At 38.2% G+C, this 22,885-nt stretch carries 22 protein-coding genes; 17 read left to right on the top strand and 5 right to left on the bottom strand.

What is annotated here, in order from left to right:
• The first annotated feature begins 3 nt into the window (after positions 1–3).
• From MBBTH_RS00815 to MBBTH_RS00795, 5 genes are all read left to right on the top strand, one after another.
• Entirely contained in the window at positions 4–510 is a 507-nt protein-coding gene (locus tag MBBTH_RS00815; protein ID WP_116591152.1) for a GTP-dependent dephospho-CoA kinase family protein, read from the top strand.
• 18 nt (positions 511–528) lie between these two features.
• On the top strand, positions 529–849 hold the full coding sequence (locus MBBTH_RS00810; protein WP_116591151.1) for a 30S ribosomal protein S24e: 321 nt from the start codon (positions 529–531) through the stop codon (positions 847–849).
• Positions 850–857: 8 nt separating this feature from the next.
• The gene (locus tag MBBTH_RS00805) at positions 858–1,010 is read left to right on the top strand and encodes a 30S ribosomal protein S27ae (protein ID WP_067042875.1); all 153 of its coding nucleotides are present in this window, start codon (positions 858–860) and stop codon (positions 1,008–1,010) included.
• A gap of 72 nt (positions 1,011–1,082) precedes the next feature.
• A complete protein-coding gene (gene argH, locus MBBTH_RS00800; protein ID WP_279305923.1) occupies positions 1,083–2,504 on the top strand; it encodes an argininosuccinate lyase in 1,422 nt (473 codons plus the stop codon).
• A 14-nt stretch (positions 2,505–2,518) separates the two neighbouring features.
• Positions 2,519–2,977: a hypothetical protein gene (locus MBBTH_RS00795; RefSeq protein WP_116591150.1), complete on the top strand. Its 459-nt coding sequence runs from the start codon at positions 2,519–2,521 to the stop codon at positions 2,975–2,977.
• A gap of 211 nt (positions 2,978–3,188) precedes the next feature.
• On the opposite strand, the gene MBBTH_RS00790 is transcribed toward MBBTH_RS00795, so the two are convergent.
• Positions 3,189–4,202 (bottom strand): 7-cyano-7-deazaguanine synthase, encoded by a 1,014-nt coding sequence (locus tag MBBTH_RS00790; RefSeq protein ID WP_116591149.1) that lies wholly within the window; start codon positions 4,200–4,202, stop codon positions 3,189–3,191.
• Positions 4,203–4,277: 75 nt separating this feature from the next.
• Here MBBTH_RS00790 and MBBTH_RS00785 point away from each other — a divergent pair, with 75 nt between their 5' ends.
• The 5 genes from MBBTH_RS00785 (at position 4,278) to MBBTH_RS00765 (ending at position 9,769) form a co-directional block, all read left to right on the top strand.
• Complete coding sequence (locus MBBTH_RS00785) at positions 4,278–5,426, top strand: aldo/keto reductase (RefSeq protein ID WP_116591148.1); 1,149 nt, start codon at positions 4,278–4,280, stop codon at positions 5,424–5,426.
• A gap of 54 nt (positions 5,427–5,480) precedes the next feature.
• On the top strand, positions 5,481–6,767 hold the full coding sequence (locus MBBTH_RS00780) for an O-acetylhomoserine aminocarboxypropyltransferase/cysteine synthase family protein (protein WP_116591147.1): 1,287 nt from the start codon (positions 5,481–5,483) through the stop codon (positions 6,765–6,767).
• Positions 6,768–6,868: 101 nt separating this feature from the next.
• Positions 6,869–7,825: a tetratricopeptide repeat protein gene (locus MBBTH_RS00775; protein ID WP_116591146.1), complete on the top strand. Its 957-nt coding sequence runs from the start codon at positions 6,869–6,871 to the stop codon at positions 7,823–7,825.
• 27 nt (positions 7,826–7,852) lie between these two features.
• A complete protein-coding gene (locus MBBTH_RS00770) occupies positions 7,853–8,656 on the top strand; it encodes an FHA domain-containing protein (protein ID WP_116591145.1) in 804 nt (267 codons plus the stop codon).
• Between the two features lie 315 nt (positions 8,657–8,971).
• Entirely contained in the window at positions 8,972–9,769 is a 798-nt protein-coding gene (locus MBBTH_RS00765; protein ID WP_165813998.1) for a tetratricopeptide repeat protein, read from the top strand.
• Here the strand turns inward: MBBTH_RS00765 and MBBTH_RS00760 are convergent.
• Genes MBBTH_RS00760 through MBBTH_RS00750 form a run of 3 tightly spaced genes read right to left on the bottom strand, consistent with a single transcriptional unit; the run spans position 9,766 to position 14,096 of the window.
• Positions 9,766–11,571: an ABC transporter ATP-binding protein gene (locus tag MBBTH_RS00760; protein WP_116591143.1), complete on the bottom strand. Its 1,806-nt coding sequence runs from the start codon at positions 11,569–11,571 to the stop codon at positions 9,766–9,768. The two genes, MBBTH_RS00765 and MBBTH_RS00760, sit on opposite strands and share 4 nt — an antisense overlap.
• Positions 11,568–13,274, bottom strand: coding sequence for an ABC transporter ATP-binding protein (locus MBBTH_RS00755; protein ID WP_116591142.1), 1,707 nt, complete (start codon positions 13,272–13,274; stop codon positions 11,568–11,570). Before MBBTH_RS00755 ends, MBBTH_RS00760 begins: the two co-directional genes overlap by 4 nt.
• An 18-nt stretch (positions 13,275–13,292) precedes the next feature.
• The gene (locus MBBTH_RS00750; protein WP_116591141.1) at positions 13,293–14,096 is read right to left on the bottom strand and encodes a DUF169 domain-containing protein; all 804 of its coding nucleotides are present in this window, start codon (positions 14,094–14,096) and stop codon (positions 13,293–13,295) included.
• A 153-nt stretch (positions 14,097–14,249) separates the two neighbouring features.
• Here MBBTH_RS00750 and MBBTH_RS00745 point away from each other — a divergent pair, with 153 nt between their 5' ends.
• From MBBTH_RS00745 to MBBTH_RS00725, 5 genes are all read left to right on the top strand, one after another.
• Complete coding sequence (locus MBBTH_RS00745) at positions 14,250–14,708, top strand: deoxycytidylate deaminase (protein ID WP_116591140.1); 459 nt, start codon at positions 14,250–14,252, stop codon at positions 14,706–14,708.
• Between the two features lie 25 nt (positions 14,709–14,733).
• Positions 14,734–15,642 (top strand): HIRAN domain-containing protein, encoded by a 909-nt coding sequence (locus MBBTH_RS00740; RefSeq protein ID WP_116591139.1) that lies wholly within the window; start codon positions 14,734–14,736, stop codon positions 15,640–15,642.
• A 4-nt stretch (positions 15,643–15,646) separates the two neighbouring features.
• Positions 15,647–16,039 carry a tRNA (N6-threonylcarbamoyladenosine(37)-N6)-methyltransferase TrmO gene (gene tsaA, locus MBBTH_RS00735; protein ID WP_116591138.1) on the top strand — a complete coding sequence of 131 codons (393 nt, stop codon included), beginning with the start codon at positions 15,647–15,649 and terminating at the stop codon, positions 16,037–16,039.
• Between the two features lie 110 nt (positions 16,040–16,149).
• Positions 16,150–16,560: a nuclease gene (locus tag MBBTH_RS00730; protein WP_116591137.1), complete on the top strand. Its 411-nt coding sequence runs from the start codon at positions 16,150–16,152 to the stop codon at positions 16,558–16,560.
• Positions 16,561–16,697: 137 nt separating this feature from the next.
• Entirely contained in the window at positions 16,698–17,387 is a 690-nt protein-coding gene (locus tag MBBTH_RS00725) for a CPBP family glutamic-type intramembrane protease (RefSeq protein WP_116591136.1), read from the top strand.
• 42 nt (positions 17,388–17,429) lie between these two features.
• Here the strand turns inward: MBBTH_RS00725 and MBBTH_RS00720 are convergent, their stop codons facing one another.
• Positions 17,430–20,513 (bottom strand): lectin like domain-containing protein, encoded by a 3,084-nt coding sequence (locus MBBTH_RS00720; RefSeq protein ID WP_165813997.1) that lies wholly within the window; start codon positions 20,511–20,513, stop codon positions 17,430–17,432.
• Between the two features lie 402 nt (positions 20,514–20,915).
• On the opposite strand from MBBTH_RS00720, the gene MBBTH_RS00715 reads away from it, so the two are divergent.
• Positions 20,916–21,776 carry a DUF1002 domain-containing protein gene (locus MBBTH_RS00715; RefSeq protein WP_116591134.1) on the top strand — a complete coding sequence of 287 codons (861 nt, stop codon included), beginning with the start codon at positions 20,916–20,918 and terminating at the stop codon, positions 21,774–21,776.
• Positions 21,777–21,847: 71 nt separating this feature from the next.
• A complete protein-coding gene (locus MBBTH_RS10845; RefSeq protein ID WP_165813996.1) occupies positions 21,848–22,735 on the top strand; it encodes a hypothetical protein in 888 nt (295 codons plus the stop codon).
• Positions 22,736–22,885: the final 150 nt, after the last annotated feature.

Below are 22,885 nucleotides of genomic sequence, written 5' to 3'. Positions count from 1 at the left end.
ATTGTGTTACGATTGGATGCAGAATTAAATGAAGATATAATTATTGAGCTGAAGAAGCCTTTAGGCAAATTATATCCTGACTTTGAAGATGCAATTGATGACATTAAATCTTCCGAGTTTTTAATTTCTGTCGGTGATGCAACTTTTGCTAATCTTACCAAATATGAATTATATCCGAATATTGGTATAATTGATAATTTAATTCAAAGAAAAAATCATACTCATGAAATTATACGTGCTGATCATATACTGAAAGCGGACAATCCTGCTGGATGCATTACAGATGATCTATGGGAAACCATAGGCCAAGCTCTTGAATTATCTGACAATGGCGAATGTTATGTAATTGAAGTAGCAGGGGAAGAAGATCTTGCAGTTCTTCCTTGCATCTTAATGGCAAATCCTGAAACCACCATCTTGTATGGTCAACCTAATGAGGGATTGGTGCTTTTGAAAGCTCGTGAATTAAAAAATAAAGCTCAAATGCTTATTGACGGATTTATTGAATAAATTAAATGAGGTTTTATCATGGAAATCGAATTTATCGAAGAAAAAGAAAATAAATTATTTAACAGAAAGGAAATCAAATTTTACGTTGATTACGATGGAGAAGCAACTCCTAAAGTGTTAGACATTAAATCTAAATTAGTTGCTTTATTAAACACTAAAAAAGATTTAATCGTTGTTGACAATGTACAACCTCACTACGGTGAACCTAAAGCATTAGGTTACGCTAAAGTTTACGACACTGTAGATGATTTAACTTACATTGAAACTAAACACGTTATTGCTAAAAACGAAGAACCTGAAGAAGAAGCTCCTGAAGAAGAAGCTGAAGCAGAAGAATAGGTGATTTTATGGTTAGAAAATCTGATTTATATGAAGTAGATGGAGACAAAATTGTAAGAAAAAACCAAATTTGTCCTCGTTGTGGTGAAGGTGTATTCATGGCTGACCATGGTGACAGAGTTGCTTGTGGTAAATGCGGATACACTGAAATGAAAAAATAAGATTTTTACAAATCTTAATTTCTTTTTTTATTTATTTTTAATTTACTTTAATCATTTTTAGAAGGGATTTTTGTGGATAATATTAGAAATGGTCGTTTTAAGACTGGAATGACTGATGAAGCAGCTGAATACACTTCATCACTTGAAGCAGATAAAATTATTTTTGAAGCAGACATTAAAACTAATTTTGCACATACCTCAATGCTAAAACATGAAGGCATTATCGACGCTGACATTGCTGACAACATCCTATGCGCACTCGATTCCTTAAAAGAGGAAGGGTACTCCGCATTGGTCTTTGATCCTTCAGTTGAGGATGTTCACATGGCTATCGAGAACTATGTCACATCCAAAATCGGCCCGGAAGCCGGTTTCATGCACACCGCAAAGTCACGTAATGACCAGGTTGCATGTGATGTGAGGTTGGTTTTAAGGGAAAAAATCATAGAAATCCAAATCGGCATTTTAGAATTCATGGAAGGCCTTGTTGAAATGGCCGGTGAGCATTTGGAGGATGTTTTCATTGGTTTTACACACTTGCAGCATGCTCAACCTATTACAATTGCCCATCATTTGATGGCTCATGTACAGGCTCTCAAAAGGGATTATGAACGTTTAAACGACACTTATAAACGTGTAAACATCAATCCGTTAGGATCAGCCGCAATGGCAACTACAAGTTTCCCTATCAATAGGCAACTGACCACCGATTTGCTTGGTTTCGATTCCTATATGGAAAATTCCATGGATGGAGTTTCCGCAAGGGATTTCATTGCAGAGACAGTCTTTGATTTTGTTGCTTTGTCTTCAACTCTCGCTAAAATCTGTGAAGAACTGGTCTTATGGAGCACTTATGAATTCGGCGTCATTGAAATGGCGGATGAATACTCATCAACATCTTCTATTATGCCTCAAAAGAAAAATCCCGATGTTGCTGAACTTGCCCGTGGTAAGACAAGCATTGCCACAGGTGAGCTAATCACTATCTTGACAATTCTAAAGGCAATTCCTTACACTTACAACAGGGATTTGCAAGAAATCACTCCTCACTTATGGAATGCAATCAAGGTAACCCAGGACACATTGTCCATTGTAACCAAAATGTTGCTGTCCGTTGAATTCAAGGTGGACAGGTGCGCTGAACTTGCAGGTAAAAATTTCGCTACTGCAACCGATTTGGCAGACATTATGGTCCGTGAAAAGAAAATTCCTTTCAGAACCGCCCATAAGATTGTTGGAAGAATCGTTAACGAAGCCACTGCAAGCGATATGGCGGAAGAGGACATCACATCCAAATTCATCGATGACATCGCTGTTGAATTGGGCTTTGACGAGTTGAACCTTGATGATGACTTGATTCAAAGGGCATTAAATCCTCGTGAAAACGTTAGAATCAGAGCTGTTCCAGGAGGTCCTGCCCCTGAAATGGTTGAAATCGCTCGTGAAAACATTAAATTATTCTTGGATGAGGAATTTGAAAGACATGGAATTTAATTTGGGTGAATTCTATGAAATTCAATAAAATAATTTTAGCATTGCTTGTAGTTTTTATATTAACTTCAGGCACTTCCATTATTTTTGCTGAACAGTTTGAGTTGTCAGACGTCTCATTTGACATTCCAGGCAACTATTCCATCAACAAGACCACTGATGAAGCCTGCATATTGAAAAGCGACAATGCGGACAACTACACCATCAGTATGATTCAGGTAAACTCTTCAGATGCGATTCTTGAGAAAAACAGCAGAATGAGTTCCGGTTTCACATTTTTGTCTGAGGAAAACTACACTTCAAGCAACGGAATTGACATCAACCAACAGAATTTCATGAAAAACGAGTCTTATTTCTCCTTTTATTCATTTGAGGCTAACAACTTAACATATATGGTGATTTACACTTTCCCTGTTCATGATGAATTGAATAATGCGACAAATCCTGTTAATGAAATTATTGAATCCATTCAATAATTATTTTTTTTAATTTTAAAAATATTTAGGAATACCTAAACTTTATATACTGTAATTTACAAAAATAAAATTGCGGAGGTAATCATCGATTACTGAAGCATGATGGTTGAGATGGGATATCCATAGAAAACTTATTAATTGTTCCTCAATGAATTCAATAAGTAAAGCTCAGCTTCTATTGATATCTCCCATCACAACACTCATATAAAACTCATTCTGTTCTGTAGAAACTCCAAATCAGGTCCAGCGCCTCTCCAGGTTCCAATGCGCTTGAACGGGTTTCCCTCAATATCCTTTGTATCGAGAATTTTTTCATGTGGGGAAATTTCCTGTGAACCTCATATAGCAGCGGACAGCCGAATCCCTTGAAGGTCTTTAAATCATAGTTTTTAATCAAGGATTTTATCTCTTGCTTGCCAACACTTAAACTTGCTGGAAGGTTCAATCGATATAATGAATCGTCCTGCATATTTATGCATTGACTGCCTGTTGCAAGCATATCTCCGAATATAATTATAGGTATTTCGTTATCTTTTGCATATCTCTTCACCAGCTCACCGGTGTTTTTGGAACATCTGCCGCAGGGATGGATCTTGCCTGTGAATGATTCGGAAATCACATCACTGTAATCGGTCTCGATGTACTCATGAGCGACGCCAAGTGTCTCGGTTACAAGTTTGATGTTTTCCTTAAATTGCTTCGGCAGGATGATTGTTCCCGGATCAACAGTGACCGCAACAGGATTGAAACCCAATTTTTTAGCCAGGATAAGTGAAAAGCTGCTGTCAACACCACCTGACAACGCCACAACCGCCTCAACGTTTTCTGACTCGTCAAAGCTATTGTCCTCAAAAAAATTGTCAAAGTTGAAACTGTATATGTTGGCCAGCTTATAGTCAATTGTCCTTTCAAGGTTTCTGAGGCCAACAAAATCCAAGTCAAGATTATGGATTGTTTTCTTGGACAATTTCAATTTGTATTCCTTATTCAGGAAGTCCCCATAGGATTCAACATGTATACTTTCAAGGCCCAGTTTTTCACGGAGCTTGCCTACAACCCATCCTCCCTTGCCGATGATTGCTGACTTGTCGGGACGGTCCTCTGTGATAATCCACATCTCATCGTTTTCAAAATAGATTTCCTCAATTGAAATGTTGACCTTGTCATGGCCTATCTCTTCACGGATGTGATTGACCTCATCCAAAATAAATTCCTTGGTATACATCTTTCACCTATAATAATCTTTAATCTCGAAACTTTTAAAGATTTCTTAAAACATATATTACATTGAGGGAATTAAATGGAATACAGAAAGTTGGGAGATACAGGCATCGAAGTGTCTGAAATTGCATTTGGAGCAGAATTTCTAGTTGAAAGACCATATGAAGATACAGAAGTCCTGATTAAGGCATGTGAAGCTAATGGAATCAATTTTGTCGATTGCTGGATGAGCGAGCCGGATGTGCGCTCACATCTGGGTAAGGCCATCAAGCCAAACCGTGAAAACTGGGTGATCCAGGGCCATATAGGTTCGACCTGGCAGAACAATCAGTATGTGAGGACACGTGAAATGGACAAGGTAATTCCAGCATTTGAGGATTTCATGGAACGTTTTCAAATGGATACGCTTGATTTTGGAATGATTCATTACGTTGACCAACTGGATGACTATAATGAGATAATGAACGGGCCTTTCATCGAATATGTCAGAAAGCTCAAGGATGACGGGACAATAGCCCACATCGGATTGAGCACACATAACCCTGAGATAGGTCTATTGGCAGCTGAAAACCCTGAAATCGAATTGCTTATGTTTTCAATAAATCCTGCATTCGACATGTTCGGAGTGATGGATGACATTGAGGAATACCGCAAGGAGGAGGCATATGACGATGAGTTTTCAAGCCTCAATCCTGTGAGGGCCCAACTGTATGAAACCTGCGAAAGGAATGGAACCGCATTGACAGTGATGAAGGGATTTGCCGGAGGCAATCTGCTTTCGGATGAAACTTCTCCATTTGGAGTTGCCCTAACACCGGTTCAGTGCATTCATTATGCATTGGAACAGAAAGGAGTCTCAAGCATCTTTGTCGGTGTCAAAACAGTTGAGGAACTTGAGGAATCATTGAAGTATTGCTCAGCAAGTGATGAGGAAAAGGACTACGCTGAGGTCCTCAAAAATGCACCGAAACACTCATTCAAGGGACAATGCACCTATTGCGGACACTGTGCACCATGCAGTTCCCAGATAGATATAGCAATGGTCAATAAGCTATTTGACCTTGCGAAAAACCATGATGAGGTGCCTGCAAGCGTGCGGGAGCATTACAATAATCTAAAATTCAATGCAACCGATTGCATTGCATGCGGGGACTGTGAACCGAGATGTCCATTCAATGTCCATATCGTGGATGTGATGCTGGACGCACATGACCTATTCGGTTTCTAATGGTGAATCTTAAGTTTAATATAATTATTCAGACAAACATTTAATGTGATTATTATGGCGTATGAAATTAAAAACAAAAAGAACATATCAACTATCGGCGTTCATGCCGGACAGGAGGAGGTTGATGAGACCGGTTCCAGAGTGACACCAATTTATCAGACCACCTCTTATGTATTTGATTCTCCTGAGCAGGCTGCTAATCGTTTTGCACTTACTGAAGGAGGAAACATCTACACTCGATTGACAAACCCTACAACAGAAGCTTTTGAAAAAAGGATGGCTGCAATTGAAGGTGGAACAGCGGCATATGCAACAGCTTCCGGAATGGCTGCAATATTTTATGCAATCATTAACCTGACACAGGTGGGGGACAATATAGTCTCTGCCGATAATTTATATGGGGGAACATATGAACTGTTTGAAAATACCCTTGAGGAATTGGGCAGAACCGTAACCTTTGTTGACTCACAATCACCTGAACTGTTTGAAAAGGCAATAAATGAGAAAACAAAGGCTATTTACGTTGAGTCAATCGGAAACCCTAAACTTGACATTCCTGATTTTGACAAATTGGCCGACATTGCACATTCACATGGAATCCCGTTAATTGCCGACAACACTGTGGGTATTGGTTCAGTAAGGCCATTCGACCATGGGGCAGACATCATCGCCTCATCAGCAACAAAATACATTGGAGGCCATGGAACAACCCTTGGCGGTATTGTAATCGAGAAGGGAGACTTTGATTGGATGAATGGAAAGTTCCCAACAATGTCCGAGCCGGATGACACATACAATGGTTTGATTTTCGCCGAAACATTTGGTGAAGCCGCATTCACAACCAGATTAAGGGCAGTTGTCGGAAGGGATACCGGAGCAATACCTTCTCCATTCGGATCATTTTTACTCATGCAGGGTCTTGAAACCTTGGGCTTGAGGATTGAAAGGCATGCATCTAATGCCATGGCTGTTGCAGAGCATCTGGAAGCCCATCCGAAGGTCGCTTGGGTGACATATTCAGGACTCGAATCCTCCCCGAACCATGAGGTGGCAAAGAAATATGCTGAGAAAGGTTACGGAGGAATCGTATCATTCGGACTTAAGGCAGGCTATGACGGTGCCTTGAAGTTCATCGAAAACGTTGAGCTGATTTCATTTTTAGCAAATATCGGTGATGCAAAGTCACTGGTAACCCATCCTGCATCCACAACCCATTCCCAATTGTCTGAAGAGCAGCAGTTATCTACTGGCGTAACACCTGATTTGATTAGGTTTTCAGTAGGTATTGAGGATATTGAAGATATTTTAGCGGATGTGGACCAGGCTTTGGATAAAATTTAATTTTATCCCTCTTTTTTTTTAAATTATTCTGCATTCTTGCATAAAGCTTTTGCTTTATTCAATTTATTAGTAATTAAGTATAAAGTTTTAGTAAGGATAATATGTCACAAGAGAATTTTGAAAATAAAATTGATGAAGCTTACGAATTGATTCAGTATGATGCAGGATTGGCTTTAAAAGTCTTTGAAAACCTTTTAAAGTTAGATCCTGACAACATTGATTTATTGAACGGTAAAGGTTCGGCGCTAATGAAATTGAAAAGGTTCAGTGAAGCTGAGGAATGTTTCAACAAGTCAGTTCTGATCAATGAAAACTCTTGTGCGTTACTTAATAAAGGCATTATCTCAAAACATAAGAATGAATTTCAAAGCGCTTTGAAATTTTATGACAGGGCAGTCCAGTTGGATTCAAGCTTATGCAACATCGCACTTATTCTTAAAAATGAGGTCATTGAAGCAATTGACGATAACATATTGAACTATAACAGTTTTTCAAATGAATCAAACGAATACATTAAGAGGGGCATTGACTTTAGGGATGAAGGTAAATTCTGCGATGCAATGGAATGTTTTAGAAATGCCGTTGAGTGTGATTTGGCATGCAAGCCTTCGGTATTGGCCTTGATGGAGGAAGTCAAGACTCTCATGTTCAATGAGTTCATGTTCAAGACTCCCGATTTGGATGATGAAGCAATTTATGATTTGAAAATGCAATTTTTCAGGGCATTGCTGGTTGAAGAAGACCCTGCAAAGGCATTAACCTTAATGGATTTTATTTTGGACATTAAAGGCAATGATTTGGATACATTGAACTTTAAGGGCTGTATACTATTCCTGTTTGAGGAATATTGCGAAGCTATTCTCTGCTTTGATAAATGCCTGGATATTGATGGGCAATATTATTATGCACTGTTTAATAAGGGACTTGTATTGGGGATAATGAGTGAATTTAAAGAGGCTTTGCTTTGCTTTGAAGTTCTTTTAAAAGAGCATAAGTATGAAGAGAAAGCGGAATTTTACAGGCAAGAGATTTTGGAAAAGATTGATGCAATTAGCTGATTGGAGTTAAATTTTAGGAGTTATGGCATGTGTGATTTAGAAGATGTAAAAACAATGGTTTTAGATTCAATCGATTCCAATTTAATATCAGTCAAGTTGGCTGCCGTTAATAATGAGGTCAGATTTTCCATATTGGAAATTTTAAGGGATTTCCAGAAGAAGAACCAGGTGTCTCCAGGCTTGTTTAAAACTGATCCGCTTTATTCAAGAGAAATCAATACCATCCTATTGGAAAATTACAATATCGACATCACTCCCCAAATGCTGGGACAGCACCTTAAGCAAATGATGAAGGCTGATCTGATTGAGGAACTGATTATCAAAAAGGAAGTCCCAAATAAGATTGGTTTGAGGACCGTAAAAGCCTATATATTAAAGGAAGATGCGTTTAAGGATTTGTTCTTGGAGATAACCTTTTTGTCAGATGAGCTTTTGTCATTCTTTGATTTATATGACCTTAACAGGAAATATCACGACGGAAAGCATTGCGTTTTAACAGTGTTCAACGGCGTTGACAAGGGCAGGACATTCAAGGTTCATGAGGACGAGACAGTTCTCATCGGCAGGAAGGGCAACTTCAATGAAAGGGATTTGGCGTCATTCACAATTCTTTTGGACAATAGCTATTCAACAGTTTCCCTTGTGTCAAAACCTCACTTGAAATTATTCTTTAGAAATGATAATTGGTTTATTATTGATGAAAACAGCTCCAATGGAACTTTCATTTCAGATAAGCAAATCTTAAAGGGTGTTGCCACTCCATTGAAGAATCATTCCTTTTTAAAATTATCCCGTGGAAACGGGGGAGTGGTCATTTTCTGTTCATTTTAACGGTTTTGTTTTTGTATTTTGAGATTTTCAGAAGGTAAGTCTGGCCGCTTAATTATTCCTGAAATAAATTGGAGCCAACATCTAATAATTTTAACACTTGTAGTTTTTCAAATCCATTTAATTGCAGGTGATTTCATTTTGAATAGTTTAATTATATTATTGATGGCAAGTTGCGTTAGCACATATTGCCTAAGCTATTGATGAATCATATTTTTTCTTAATATTGTCTTCACCTCCCCTGTGGCCATGGGTATTGGTCAAAATAAAAATCTTTTTATAGGTGGACATATTAATACATTTTAGAGGTGAATGCCTATGAAAGAATCAAAAGATTGGGATGACATTGAAGTCAACAAGAGAAGTACTGATAAGGTTTTTTTCGAATCTACAATACTTCAACAAATCTCTGACAGTATTGACTTTATACGTGACGAAAGTAAAGAAATACTGTCCGAATTGGATTATGACGGATTTGAAGATTTGGTTGTTCAAGAATTTGGCGAAAGCACACTGGACCAACTTTCAGATATTGCTGATGACCTGTCACAATTTAAATCTGAAATATTCAGCTCCGATGATTTTCCAGAATTCATAAAAGAATATTCACTTGATGCCAAAAGGGCATTGAACAGAGATGGCGATTACATTAGGAGAGCACAAAGAAGAATGATCAGGCTCAATTCAGATGAACTGGTTGACGTATACAAGACAAACATCAGGGTCATTGAACTTTGTGACAAGGCAATTGAGGTCAACCCATCAAATGCAGAGGCTTACTATATCAAAGGTCGTGCATTGATGAATCTGGACAAGTATCCTGAAGCTATCGAGGAATTTGTCAGTTCATTGTCCATTGAGGATGACGATAAAGTCTGGATAGCCATTGCAAACTCAAACACACTCAACGGTGATTATGATGATGCAATCAGCATATATCAAAAGATTCTTGAACGTGATGAGAATTCATTCGATGCAATCAAGGGAAAGGCCTTGACATATTATGCTCAAGGTGACTTTGCAAAAGCAAGTGAAGAATTTAAAAAGGCTTCTTCAATCGGCACTCTTGATGACGTTTCCAAAGAAATCTGGAACGAATGTTTAGAAAACGATTAGTTCATATTTTCTTTTAATTGTGAATTTAAGGTGTGGTAATAATATCCTTTAAGGGCAAGCAATTCCTCGTGATTTCCTTGCTCGATTATCTCACCATTTTCAATAACAATAATCTTATCGGCATTTCTGATGGTTGACAGTCTATGCGCGATAATAAAACTAGTTTTACCTTCCATCAACCTATCCATAGCTTTTTGAATCAGTTTTTCGGTTCTGGTGTCAACGCTGGAAGTTGCCTCATCCAAAATAAGAACCTCTTTTTGGGACAATATTGTCCTGGCAATGGTCAGCAGCTGCTTTTGACCGTGGGATATGTTGTCGGTATCCTCATTCAGTTCACTTTCATAACCGTCAGACAAACGTCTTACAAAGTCATCCGCATAAACCTGGCTTGCAGCATCGATAATCTCATCATCCGAAGCATCCAGATTGCCGTAGCGGATGTTGTTGGATATGGTGTCTGAGAAAAGCCATGAATCCTGAAGAACCATTCCTATGTGTGACCTTAGGCTGTCCTTGTCATATTCTTCAATATCTATGCCGTCAATCTTTATTGAACCTGAGTTTATGTCATAGAATCTCATCAGTAACTTGATGATTGTGGTTTTTCCAGCTCCTGTTTCGCCGACAATGGCTATTTTCTCGCCCTTTTTGACGTCAAATGACAGGTTCTTGATTATCTTCTCATTAGGAGTGTATGAAAAGCTGACATTCTCGAATGTTATTCCATCTTTGATTTCGGTAATCTGTCTATCTGAAGGGTTGCTTTCATCTTCAAATTCCAAGAATTCGAAGATACGTTCACTAGCAGCCATTGCAGTCTGTATCTGGTTCATTACGCGGGTGATCTGCTGGATAGGTCTGTTGAAGCTTTGGGTATATTGGAAAAATGCCAGGATGTCTCCAACGGCAATTACTTTCTGCAGAACAAACACCGCACCCAAAACGGCAACCACAACATAAGTAAAATTGGAAATGAAGTTCATCAAAGGACCATTCAGGCTTGAATAGAACTGTGATTTCCATTCATGGGTGAACCACTTTTCATTGTCGCTTTCAAACCGGTCCATGGAAATCTCCTCCTGGTTGAATACGCGAATGATGTCATGGCCTGTGAAGGTCTCCTCAATCTGGCCATTGAGTGAACCCTTGAATTCCAGTTGCCTTAGGAAGTATTTCTGTGAGAATCTGGTCATGAATCTCATGAGCAGCAATGCTATAGGCACAAGAGTGATTGTTGCCAATGTCATCCAGAGATTTATGGACAGCATCATGATGAAAACCCCGATCAGGGTAATCACCGCTGTTGTCAGTTGGATGAATGACTGTGTAATTCCGTTTTGAAGGGAATCGACATCGTTTGTAACCCTTGAGAGTATGTCTCCCCTTTTGTTTTCCTCGACTTTCTCCATTGGAAGCTTAAGAATCTTTTCTATTAGTCTTTCCCTTAGGTCATAGCTGATTTTGGTTGTCACTTCAATCAAAAAGAAGCTCTGAAGGTATGTAAATACGGAGCTGATGACATATAGGATGACAACAATTATCAATATGTTTATCAGACCATTGAAATCGATTGAACCGCTATTGCTTATCATCCTGTTGATTCCGTCGTATATCATGGTTGTTGCCTGGCCGATAAGCAACGGTGCAAGGATGGTGAACGCCGTTGAAATCACGGCACAAATCACCGTTAATGTCAATTTCAATTTATGGTCTTTCAGGAGCGTCAGGATGTTTTTAATAGCTTTTTTGTTGTTGACTGGCTTTTCCGGAGGCTTTCGTTTCAATGGTCTTGGGCTCATGATAGTGCCTCCATGTAATCAATCTGTATTTTTGCAATTTCCCTGTAGATGTCGCAGTTTTCAACAAGCTCCTCATGTGTTCCGCTGTCAACGATTTCGCCGTTGTCTATTACAAGTATCTCGTCGGCATCCCTGATTGTTGATATTCTCTGTGACACGATTAGGATTGAGGAGTCCTTCAAGTCTTTCAGGTTGTTTTTTATTTTCCTTTCGGTGTTCATGTCAAGTGCGGAAAAGCAGTCGTCAAAGAGATAGAACTCATGATGGCCGATAATTGCCCTGGCTATTGATAAACGTTGCTTTTGGCCTCCTGAAAAATTGGATCCTCCCTGGAGGACCTCCTCAGAGAGATTTTCCACAAAATCAACCTGTGCAAGTTCAAGTGCCTTTCTGATTTCCTCCTCACTTGCATCGTTCTTTCCGATTTGCATGTTTGACTGGACATCTCCCTGAAATAGAATGGCCTTTTGGGGTGTGAAGCTGATCTTGTTTCTCAGACTTTTGAGATTATAGTTCTTGATGTTTTTCCCGTCAATTAGAATTTCACCGGAGCTCGGGTCCTGAAGGCGAGGAATCAGATTGAGTATTGTTGATTTTCCGCTTCCTGTTCCGCCGATTATTGCGGTGGTTTTGCCAGGCTTAAGGCAGAAATTGATGTTTTTAAGGGTCTCCTTTTCGCTTCCGGGATATTTATATGATACGTCCCTGAACTCTATTGTAGGGTTTTGGGAAATCTCAGTGAGCTCTCCGTCGGTAATCGTAAGTTCAGTGTTTAGTACTTCGCTGATACGCCTTCCGGAAACTATTATTCTCGGAAGCATGATGAAAAATCCTCCAATCATTAAAAAGGAGGTGACGATAAGTGTGGCGTATTGGATGAATGCAATTATGTCCCCTGTCAGGATTCCGCTGTTGACGGCGTCATACGCTCCGAAGTAAAGAATCAAAACAATCATCAGGTTCATTATCAGTGTCATCAGCGGAAGCAGCATCAGAATCTTTTTAAACACATATATGTTGACATCGTAGAAGTCCTGGTTAACCTTCTGAAACTTGTCCTCCTCATAGTCCTGTCTGACGAAAGCCTTGATTACCGGAATTCCGATTAGGATTTCCCTTGCTGTCTTGTTTATCTTGTCAATGATTTCCTGTGTTATTCTGAAATATGGCATTACCTTGACCATGACTACCGCAAGGAGAATGATTATGATGACGAAATTCACCAGAATAATCCATGACAGGTTTGTCTGAAGCTCGAATACCTTGATTATACTTCCGACTCCCAATAGGGGAGCAAAAATGAGTGTTGTAAAGACAAATCCGAGAACTCCCTGAATCTGGTTGACGTCGTTTGTGGTCCTTGTAATCAGGGATGAGCGGGAAATGTTGTTCAATTCATGATTGGAGAACCTCAAGACCTTGCTATAGATAATTTTCCTTAAGTCCTTGGCATATCCTGATGCCACCCTGCTTGAGAAATAGGACACCCCGATTGTGGCCAATGCGGAGATTGCAACCATTAAAAGCATTACCAATCCGGTATCTATGATGAACTGGAAATTTGTGTTCTGTATACCAATATTGACAATGTCAGCTGTGTATTGAGGCAATGTCAAGTCACAGTATACCTGGATTAATAAAAAAAGGAAAATGAATAAGATCTGTGGAATCTTATCCCTTATCGGTGCAATCAGCTTTCTCATAAGTATCAATATTCATTATCAGTCTTTAAATTTTTTCCATAAATCTGTTTGAAGAACGCTGTTTTTGCTCAGTTCCTCCAGTTTCAGGAAGAGCTCCCAAGGCATTGACACGTTCATGTAGTCGTTTGGAATGAAGTGTTTCATCTTGCTTCTTCCGGCAAAGTCTATAGGTCCAAGAACAGGTTTAGGGTCATCGCTGTCGCCCTGTTCAAAGGTAAAGCATCCTATGGCCTGACATGCTGAAGCCTGTGGAGTCAAAAGGCATGCCCCATCGAGCCTGAATGAAGTGTTAATTTGAATCAATGCTGTCAGTTCAGTAGGGTTTACGGTAAAGATGACGGATTTTGGAATCTCGCCGTCCTCCAAATTCTCCAGTGCCTTAAAGATTACATATTGGCCTTCATCATATATTGGCCTGTTTTTTATGCTTTGCTTTGCGGTTTCAAAATCAGCGTATATTCTCTCACCGTGCCTGAACATTTCACTGGTCGGCTTTTTCATGTAGCTGAGTCTCTCTTCGTAGGCTTCACGGTTTGGCGCTGAATCGACTCCAAGGGACAGGAATGTTGCCTGAAAGTCAATCATGTCCTCGTTTGCCATTCCACTTCCCCATCCGAATCCTACATTGATTCCTCCGCAGGTTACGTTTTCACGGCCAAAGCAGGTGGTCACTCTCTTGGCAATGGTTTGAGCAACAAAACTCATCACGCATCCGCCCTTTTCCCCTTTAGGGCCTTTTGCGTCTTCCGGTTTGGTGTCACTTTTAAGCAGGACGATTGGCGGAAATTTCATGTCTAGTTCTTTTGATATATTGCTTTGCATAATAACTACCTCTGTTTTTAGTTTTGGGTTTTTTAGTTAATATTAATTTTTATGACCAAATTTAATTAAGATTAACATCAATATTATATCAAGAACACTTTTGTCGAAAACAAAAATAATTTTTATTTATTCTTATGGAAAGGAGATAAGTTTATGGCAGATGAGAACAATGCGGGCCGTAAGAGCAAAACAGAGTATTACCTTGCAATTGCCCTTGCGGTATCAAAAAGAAGCACCTGCTTGAAAAGACGCTACGGTGCGGTAATAGTCAATAACGATGAGATAGTGAGCACAGGATACAATGGAAATCCTAGGGGCGAGGATAACTGCTGTGACAGGGGGAACTGTCAGAGAATGAACCTTCCGTCCAATTCAGGTAACTATAATGACTGCTTTTCAGTGCATGCCGAGCAGAATGCGATGATCAGCGCAAGCAGAAACGAGATGCTTGGCTCAGCCATTTACCTTGCCGGAGAGATGTATGTCGATGGCGAATGGGTTGAAATTGAGGATGCGGAACCTTGTCCGATATGCTTCAGGATGATCAAGAACTCAGGAATTGACTGGATTGTCAGCAAGAAGGGAACATTGAGCCTTCGCAGTCCGGTTTGAACAGATTGTTTTTGGAGTCAATATCATGGGCAGGGATTGGCAGATAGGCGATCCGGTCGACTACACCACCGACGGCTGGATGGATGCCCAAAATTGGGGTCATGGCAGTGACGATGATGATGAAGAAGAGAGTGGCCGCAATCATGGTAGGAGACGTTTTCAAGATTCCAGAATAAAGGAATATTCGGATAAGGCCTGGGATTACTATCAGAATTCTAACGATGAGAATGCTCTTTACTACATTAACCTGGCATTGGATCTGGACGATTGCAATGCAAATAACTGGAACAGGAAAGGCATTATCGTGGAATCCCTGGAAAACTATGCCGAAGCGGAGAAATGCTATAACAGGTCCCTGGAACTGTCCAAAAGCAATATTGTTTATGATAATAAGGCAGTAATGCTCTATCATTGGGCTAAGCAATTGATTGAAGAGTCAAAAACAGTGCCGAATGGATTGGATAAGCTGAAAGAGGCAATGAATATAATCATAAGAGCGATGAGGGCCTTGCCGGGTGAAGAGAGCGAAGAGGACATTGAGAAATATCTCTCCTTGAGAGATTCTATTAATTTCTACATTGACTATGAGAACAGATTCCAGGCAAACCTTGAAACCCTGAAGAAGTATGATAAAGGCGAACTGTTCACAATAACAGGAATGAATTTTTATAAAAATGATGTAATGCTCACTCCGGGCAAGCCATTGGAACTTGTCAAGGAACATGACAATGAGTTTGATGAGGATGCTATTGCCGTGTATGCGGAAGGCAAAAAGATAGGTTTTGTGGCAAATAAGGATTATACAAAATTTGATTCGACATCATCAGCATCACAGCTGCAGGATGAAATTGAAAACGTTGCCCAAGCGGAGTATCTGTTATATCTTGACAGGTATGCTGATATACAATTTTCAATTGGAAGGATAATTAAGTGATTTTATGGATGAGAAGATAGTTTTTAAACCGATTGGATATATAAAGTCTCCATTTGAGGATGTGAAGAACATGCCGAAGTCCACACGGGAATCCATGGATGTGGAAGCTGAAATGATTATCAATGAGGAATATCTTGAAAGCATGTCCAGCATGGAGGTTGGTGAGGAGTATATGGTGTTGTTCCATTTCCACAAGTCAGAGGGATTCAAGCAAAGGGTTCCATTCATGGGAAACGGTCCGATCAAGGGATTGTTTTCAACTCACGCGCCGAACAGGCCAAATCCCATTGGAGTTTCCACAATCAGGATAACTGAGATTAACGGCAATGTCATCAAGTTCAATGGGGTTGACATGCTGAACGGCACTCCGGTGCTTGATATCAAGGATATCCTTTAATTTTTATTTTCATTTTTTTCAAAATATTTATATGTCATTAAATTAATATAACAATTGTTAATTTTTGTAGTTGGGCCTTGAGTTCAACAATCCAAGAATAGGGTGATATAATGTCTGAAAGAGTTTACAATTTGCTTATAACCAAGGGAATCGATCCCGATGACCAGTACGGATTCTATAAGGAGAGAATCGACAGTCAGAAGGATTTCCTATATAAAGAGTATAATACAGAGGACAATGACTTAACCGATGAATTGTTTGAAGAGATTGATGTAATCGTATTGTTGTTTGGCCTGTATCATAATAATCAGGAAATATTTGATGAATTGTATAATAAATCTAAGGAATTCAATGTTCCAGTACTTTTAATTCGCTTTTTCGGTATGGAATTCATCTTAAAAGAATTGGAAGAGAAATCAGATGCGGTGGTCGGATGGAATCCTCATTGCATTGTGGATGCAATTGAAACTCTTGTAGATGGTGAGGATTGGGTTAAACCATGTGATGTTGAGGAATCCTAGTTTTCGAATAGCCAATTCCCCATTTAATTTTCATTTTCCATGTTAATTTTAGTGGAGTTCCTTTTTTTCTTAAAATATAAGGAATATTACCTTTTTTTTGAAAAATTTTATAAATATTCATTTCTTAATTAATTATTATGTCAGACATCTCTTGGTTTAATTTTGAAAATAAGGATAAGGATTTCCCATTCTATAAGAAAAATCCTCATGTTCCGAAATGGGGTTGGATTGTTTTATTGTTTGCAATGATTCTTGGCCTGATTCTTTCTGCCAGTGATAGTATTGTAATCATATTTCTTTCATGTGTTGTTATCATTCTCCCCGTGCTGTATTTTTTAAAATGGGATTATAAGGCCATATTTCAAAAGCCTTCACTCAGGGATGTCGCTCTGGCATTGGCCCTTTGTGTAGGGTATCTTGCATATGCATTAATCATGGTAACTTTATTGGAAAATGTGGGGATAGCTGGTGCAGATCTCGTTGAACATTCTACAGTCTCAATGTTTGAGGTCATTCCATTGATATTTTCATTGATGACTGAGGAATTTCTTAAATTCATCCCATTCATGTTCTTTTTGAGATTGGTCTTTAAGTATAGTGAAAACCGTAAGCTATCTGTGGTATTGTCAATGATTGTAACCATGGTGTTTTTCGCATCTTTACACTCACTCAGTTTGGAGACTTTCATTTTTGCAATTTTCGTTCAGGGATTAGGTTCCATATTTGAGTTTTTCGCATATATTAAAACCAAGAATATTCTTGTTTCATATATCTGTCATTACGCCACTGACTTTTTAATTTATATGACTATATTTTTGGGCCTTTAAAATTTGCAGCTATTAAAAAAAGAAAAAGTAGATGAAAAACATCTACAATTTTTTAACGGTTGTTTTTATTGTGTCTTTAAGGTAGGTCACTTTGACAGTGTAGGTTTTACCTTTTTTAAGTTTTTTGATAACTTTTTTGTTTAATGTTTTTTTGGCAACACCTTTAGAGTTGGTTTTGACCTTATAGGTTTTACCGTTCAATTTGAATTTTATGGTTTTGCCTTTTACAAGTTTACCATTGATTTTGAGGGTTGCTTTTAAGGTAAATTTCTTAGCTGTCTTTTTGACTTTTACTTTAGTGGATTTGAGCACTTGTTTTACGGTTACTGTGTTTTTGACGGTTTTTCCTTTGTATGTGGTTGTTATTGTGTATTTTTTAGGAGCTTGTGTTATTTTTATTTTAGCAATACCGTTTTTATCTGTTTTTACTGTTTTTGTAACTCCGTTGATTTTGAATTTGACGATAGCATCCACAATAGCGTGCCCATCATTGGTTACAACTTTTACACTGAAGTATTTTCCGCCATCATAGTCAACCGCAATGTTTTTGTTGCCGATGATTTTAGTATCATCCGCAACAGTATAGGCTTTTAAACAAGCAATATAACCTAAATCATAAGCATCTTTCCATGTTTTTCCATCAAAAGAGACAAATGAAATATTTTGAGTATAATGCACTCTAGTATCTTCTAAGAGAGTGTATGGCACCCAATTTGATGTCATTGCCACTTTGAAGACATCACCTTTTTTGATTGGTATGTAACTATCTAATTTGATAGTGTGATAACCAACATATGGGGACACGCCTTCTTGAGTTAATTTTAACTCATCATTGACATAAATTTCAATTTTATAATTGACGCTGCTCTCATTGAAGTATGTACCAACACCGGCAATCAAGTCATCGTCCAATGATTCAAAGACATTCATATAACTTATAGTTCCATTGCTTTTCTCAAAATTAGAAAGCCATGTAATGTCATATTGATAGTTTTTATTGTATGGTACAGTATTTTCAATTATAGGTATGGCGGCGTAATCAGTGACTTTGCCAGGATTATATTTCAGGAGTGATTTGTCATAATATGAAACATAGAAGATTCCATTGTCTCCCCAGTCAGAACCATAACTGTTTTTGACAATCCATGCCCCATTGCCCGGAGGAGTGATTAGGAATTTTTCTTTTGGGAAATTATCGTCCCATCCGATAATGGACACTTCATGGTTTGCAGTTTCAGGCATATCAGCATATTGTGCATAGGTTTTTGGATTATAATACTGGGCTTCATCATCGAATGAAACTTGTCCGAAAAAGGACACATCCAGAGACCCGTATTTCAGGATTGCCAGTTTCATTTGTGTACCGTTAGGGATTTCATTATTAGGTATGAATATAATATCCTGAATATGAATGTTTTGATCGGTTACGATTGGCATTGTAATTTTACCGAGCTCGTCATAAGTATCCGCACCATATGGAATGGCTCCAAGCCAGCTCAATAAATATCCTGCAGAAGCCAAATTGGCTCCGCCTTCAAATACTTCCATAGACCCATAAGGGGAATATTTCATAACAGTTTTCATGTTATTCATAGAAACGTTAAATGGGATTCCAGCTTTTAATAATACTGATTCTAATGCTGAAGACATTCCGAATGTCCAGCATGCTCCCATCCATCCTTGGTCTTTGACTGATGACGCCCATCCCCAGTCACGCAAATCGAATTTGGCAGGAATAACATTAACATTAATGCTATTGTTAACCAGGGTCAACTGCATGCCTTCTCCAACCATTATTGTTGCATAGAATGTATTGTTGGTTGAAACAGTGTCGTTATTGAAAACATTGCTTGCATCTATATTGCATTTTTTGGTAAAGACACTGAAAACGGCATTTTCATTGTTTTTGAATGTTGAGCCTTTGATGTTGAGGGAGGTATCATATGCATAGATTGCATTTCCTGCACTTGCAGCATTATTGAAAAACTGGGAGTCGGTTATATTTAATGTGGACATATCTGAGAATATTGCTCCACCGTAACTTGGATAATCTTCAATTATGCCAACACCGTTTGATTCAAAAGTACAATTGTTGATTTCAGTTTCTGTAAATGAAAGGTAAATTGCCCCACCGTTGATGGTAGCATGATTGTTTGTGAATTTTGTATTGTTTAGCCAGAGCTTTCCGCCTAATTGGACATATGACCCGCCAAATTCAGAAGATGCATCCTCAAATTTGGAATCGATTATTGTCACATTGCCTTCATTATATGCATAATAACCGGTAATATCTGCATAGATGGCACCGGCATTTCTGGAGGAGGTGGTGTTTATGAATTCACAATTCTTGATGTAGAGTTCACCGCCTTCCCTAAGGCTCATTGCACCTGCAGTAATATTAGCTTTTAGATTGATGAATTTGGAATCAATTATTCTGATCTTGGAAGCTAGAAGATATATTGCCGGTGAATATCTGGCGGTTGTATTGGCAAAGGTAATGTTTTCGAGATACAATTGGGCACCTGTGCCCATGACCTGACCCGCTTTAGCAATTATTTTTGAGGTCATGTATGAATTGTAAAGATTTAGTTTTCCTGCCGTAACTGCAATTGATGATCCGCTTTCACCGGCATAATTGTCAATGAATTTGGAATTGTTACACTTAATAATTGCATCTTCGTAGAGTGCTAGAGCACCGCCGTTTTTACTTGCATGGTTGTTTATGAATGTGACATTGTTTAATGTTAATGATTTAGCGGTATAGATTGCTCCGCCCTTTTCGGCATTAGCGTTGATTAAAAATAAATTGTTTATTGTCACGTTGTTTCCGGTAATGTTGAATATCCTTGATTGATTTTTTGCATCAATTGTTTGGCCGTTACCATTTAGGATGAAATTGTCCTTAGCAATAACAATTCCATTTTTGTTGTCAGTTCCATTGTTGAAGGCATAGTCCTGATTTAAACCTAGGGACGCACCTGCACTTTCTATTTCATTACTCAGATTTCTGAATGAATTCTCGCCACTTTTACAAACGTCATTTTCTTCAATCTGTAAAGTGGCATCATCCGCATCCGAAATAATGTCTTCAGAAAGTTGGTCGGTTGCGCTAACCGTCCCAACCATCAAAATAGCTAGGATTAAACCGACTATTATCATATATCTAACTTTCATGTTATATGTTATGTATTTTGTACATATATACAAATTATGATTTAGATTATTGTCCAAAATAACATCCATTAACTACAGAAATTGCAGTTTATAATTATCGCTGATTTTGAAAACATTGCCAATAATGTAAAAGTAAAAAAGCAGCTATTAAATTATGCCATATTTTGCAGGTTTGGCCATAAGTCAAATTCTAAAAAGTTAATGTTGAACAATTTTTAGAATATAAAATCATATCATTGTATATTTTTTACATATTTTTTTATATATGGAAATCATTAAAAAATTTTCAAAAAACTATAACATTTAAATACTACCTCAACTAATTTAAGATAGGAATTTAGTGAGGTGAAAATAATGAAAAAAATTACTATCGCAATATTAGCATTAATCCTTGTGGGAATGTTAATTCCAACCGGATTTGCAACAGATTCCAATCTTGTAATAACATATGGTGAAAGTACAAATGCAAACAGCAATTATAAATCAATTGTTGATACATTTTTCACAAGTCAAGCAAACATTAATTTAAACGATGCTGAATCAAAAGTGATCACTGCCGATCAGGTAAACCAAATATCCGGCGGCATCACTGGAAAATATTATTCCTCAAACCAAATATACTCATCAGCACTACTTGATTTGAACGACAATGACAATCTGCAGGTAAGTGTTGACAAATCCAAAATCACAACTATAACCGGTGACATGTATATTTCAGCCTTAAAATCCGCTGGTATCACAAGTGGACATGTCTACGTGACAAGTCCTGTAACCGCTACTGGTGAATCCGCTCTTGCAGGAATAATGAACGCCTATGAACAGGCAACTGATGTAGAAATTCCTGACAGTGTGAAAGAAGCTGCAAACAATGAGATCTACACAGAATCACAAATTCTCGAAAACTCAGGTGTGGATGCAGACAGCCTATCACAGCTTGTCGATGACGTAAAAGAGCAAGTGTCAAACGATAACGTGACAGACCACGACACTATTGTGAATATCATTAACAATTATGTTCAAAACAACAACATCAACATAACCAATTATGATATAGAGAACTTAGCGGACAGTATTGAACAAGTTCAAAATGTTCAAGGTGATGTGAACTACTATAAAGACCAAGTTGAAGGCTTTTTAAACGACGGCAATTCAACAGGTGGATTTTCACTTGATGGATTGATAAATTGGATTAAATCCTTTGTCAATGGGATTTAATTCCCATTCTTTTTTTTAGTTTCCTTTAAATACTATCGCATCCAATAGTTATTTAAGGAGGTGAATTGTAATTGAAATATTTTAAAAATATTTTTAAAATTGCAATAATTTTAATACTTCTAATGGTTGCTGTGGGAGCGGTTTCTGCAGCAGACAACAGCGACTCCACAATAAGCGATAGTCCTGATGACTTTAAATTGAATGAAGATTTAGACGATGGTCCTAATGATGATCCTGATGAAGGTGACGATGATTCTGAGGATGAGTTCGAAGAGGATGATGAAGGTGATGATGGATCTGATGATGAGGACGATGAAGATGATGATGATTCTGAGGATGATGAGGACGATGAAGATGATGATTTCAACGATTCATACTCAGACTATGATTTCCTTGAGATGAAAATCCTTCTCTACCTGGAAAAATACGGAAACGTCACAGATGAAAACTGGACAGAGTCACAGGATTTCCTCGACGAATACCAAGTCTATCTCAACGACCCGTCAAAATACACATTGAACGAGACCCTTGAAGGCTATCAGACATATGTGAAGATCTTTGATTCAATAACATCAACATTCGGGGACTATAACATAACTGAAAACGAAACAGCATATCTGAAATTCTTAATAATCTACTATCTGAACCATTTCGGTAACGTAAGTGCAAACTACACCTGGAATGAGAGCGAAAGCTTTGAAAACTTCACACCAGAGATTTACTATTGCACCGCATTTGCCATGGGATGTGCATCAGCACATGAGTTTTCACCAATTGGTTTTTATGATAGTTTCAAAAGCTTAAATGACATTGCCAGCCCAATATTGGGCAATTCCACAGATACAAATGCAACAGCAAATGTGACCAGTGTGGATGCTCCCGGCGACAACGGTTCATGGTGGGACAATATACTCATTCTGATATTGATTGTTGCTCTGGTTGTCTTGGTAATCCTTTAAGTTTTCTTTTTTTTCTTTTTTTTGAGTCTGTAAAATTTTATAGGCTTATTTGATTTTAAATTTTTTACAGTTGAAATTTCACTTCGGTGAAAATTCGTTCTAATTTTTCTTTAATTTTGTTTTTAATGGTTAAAAAATAGTAAATTACTT

This window comes from Methanobrevibacter thaueri (genome assembly GCF_003111625.1).
GTDB classification, from domain to species: Archaea; Methanobacteriota; Methanobacteria; order Methanobacteriales; family Methanobacteriaceae; genus Methanocatella; species Methanocatella thaueri.
This window is presented reverse-complemented; position numbering and strand designations above follow the sequence as displayed.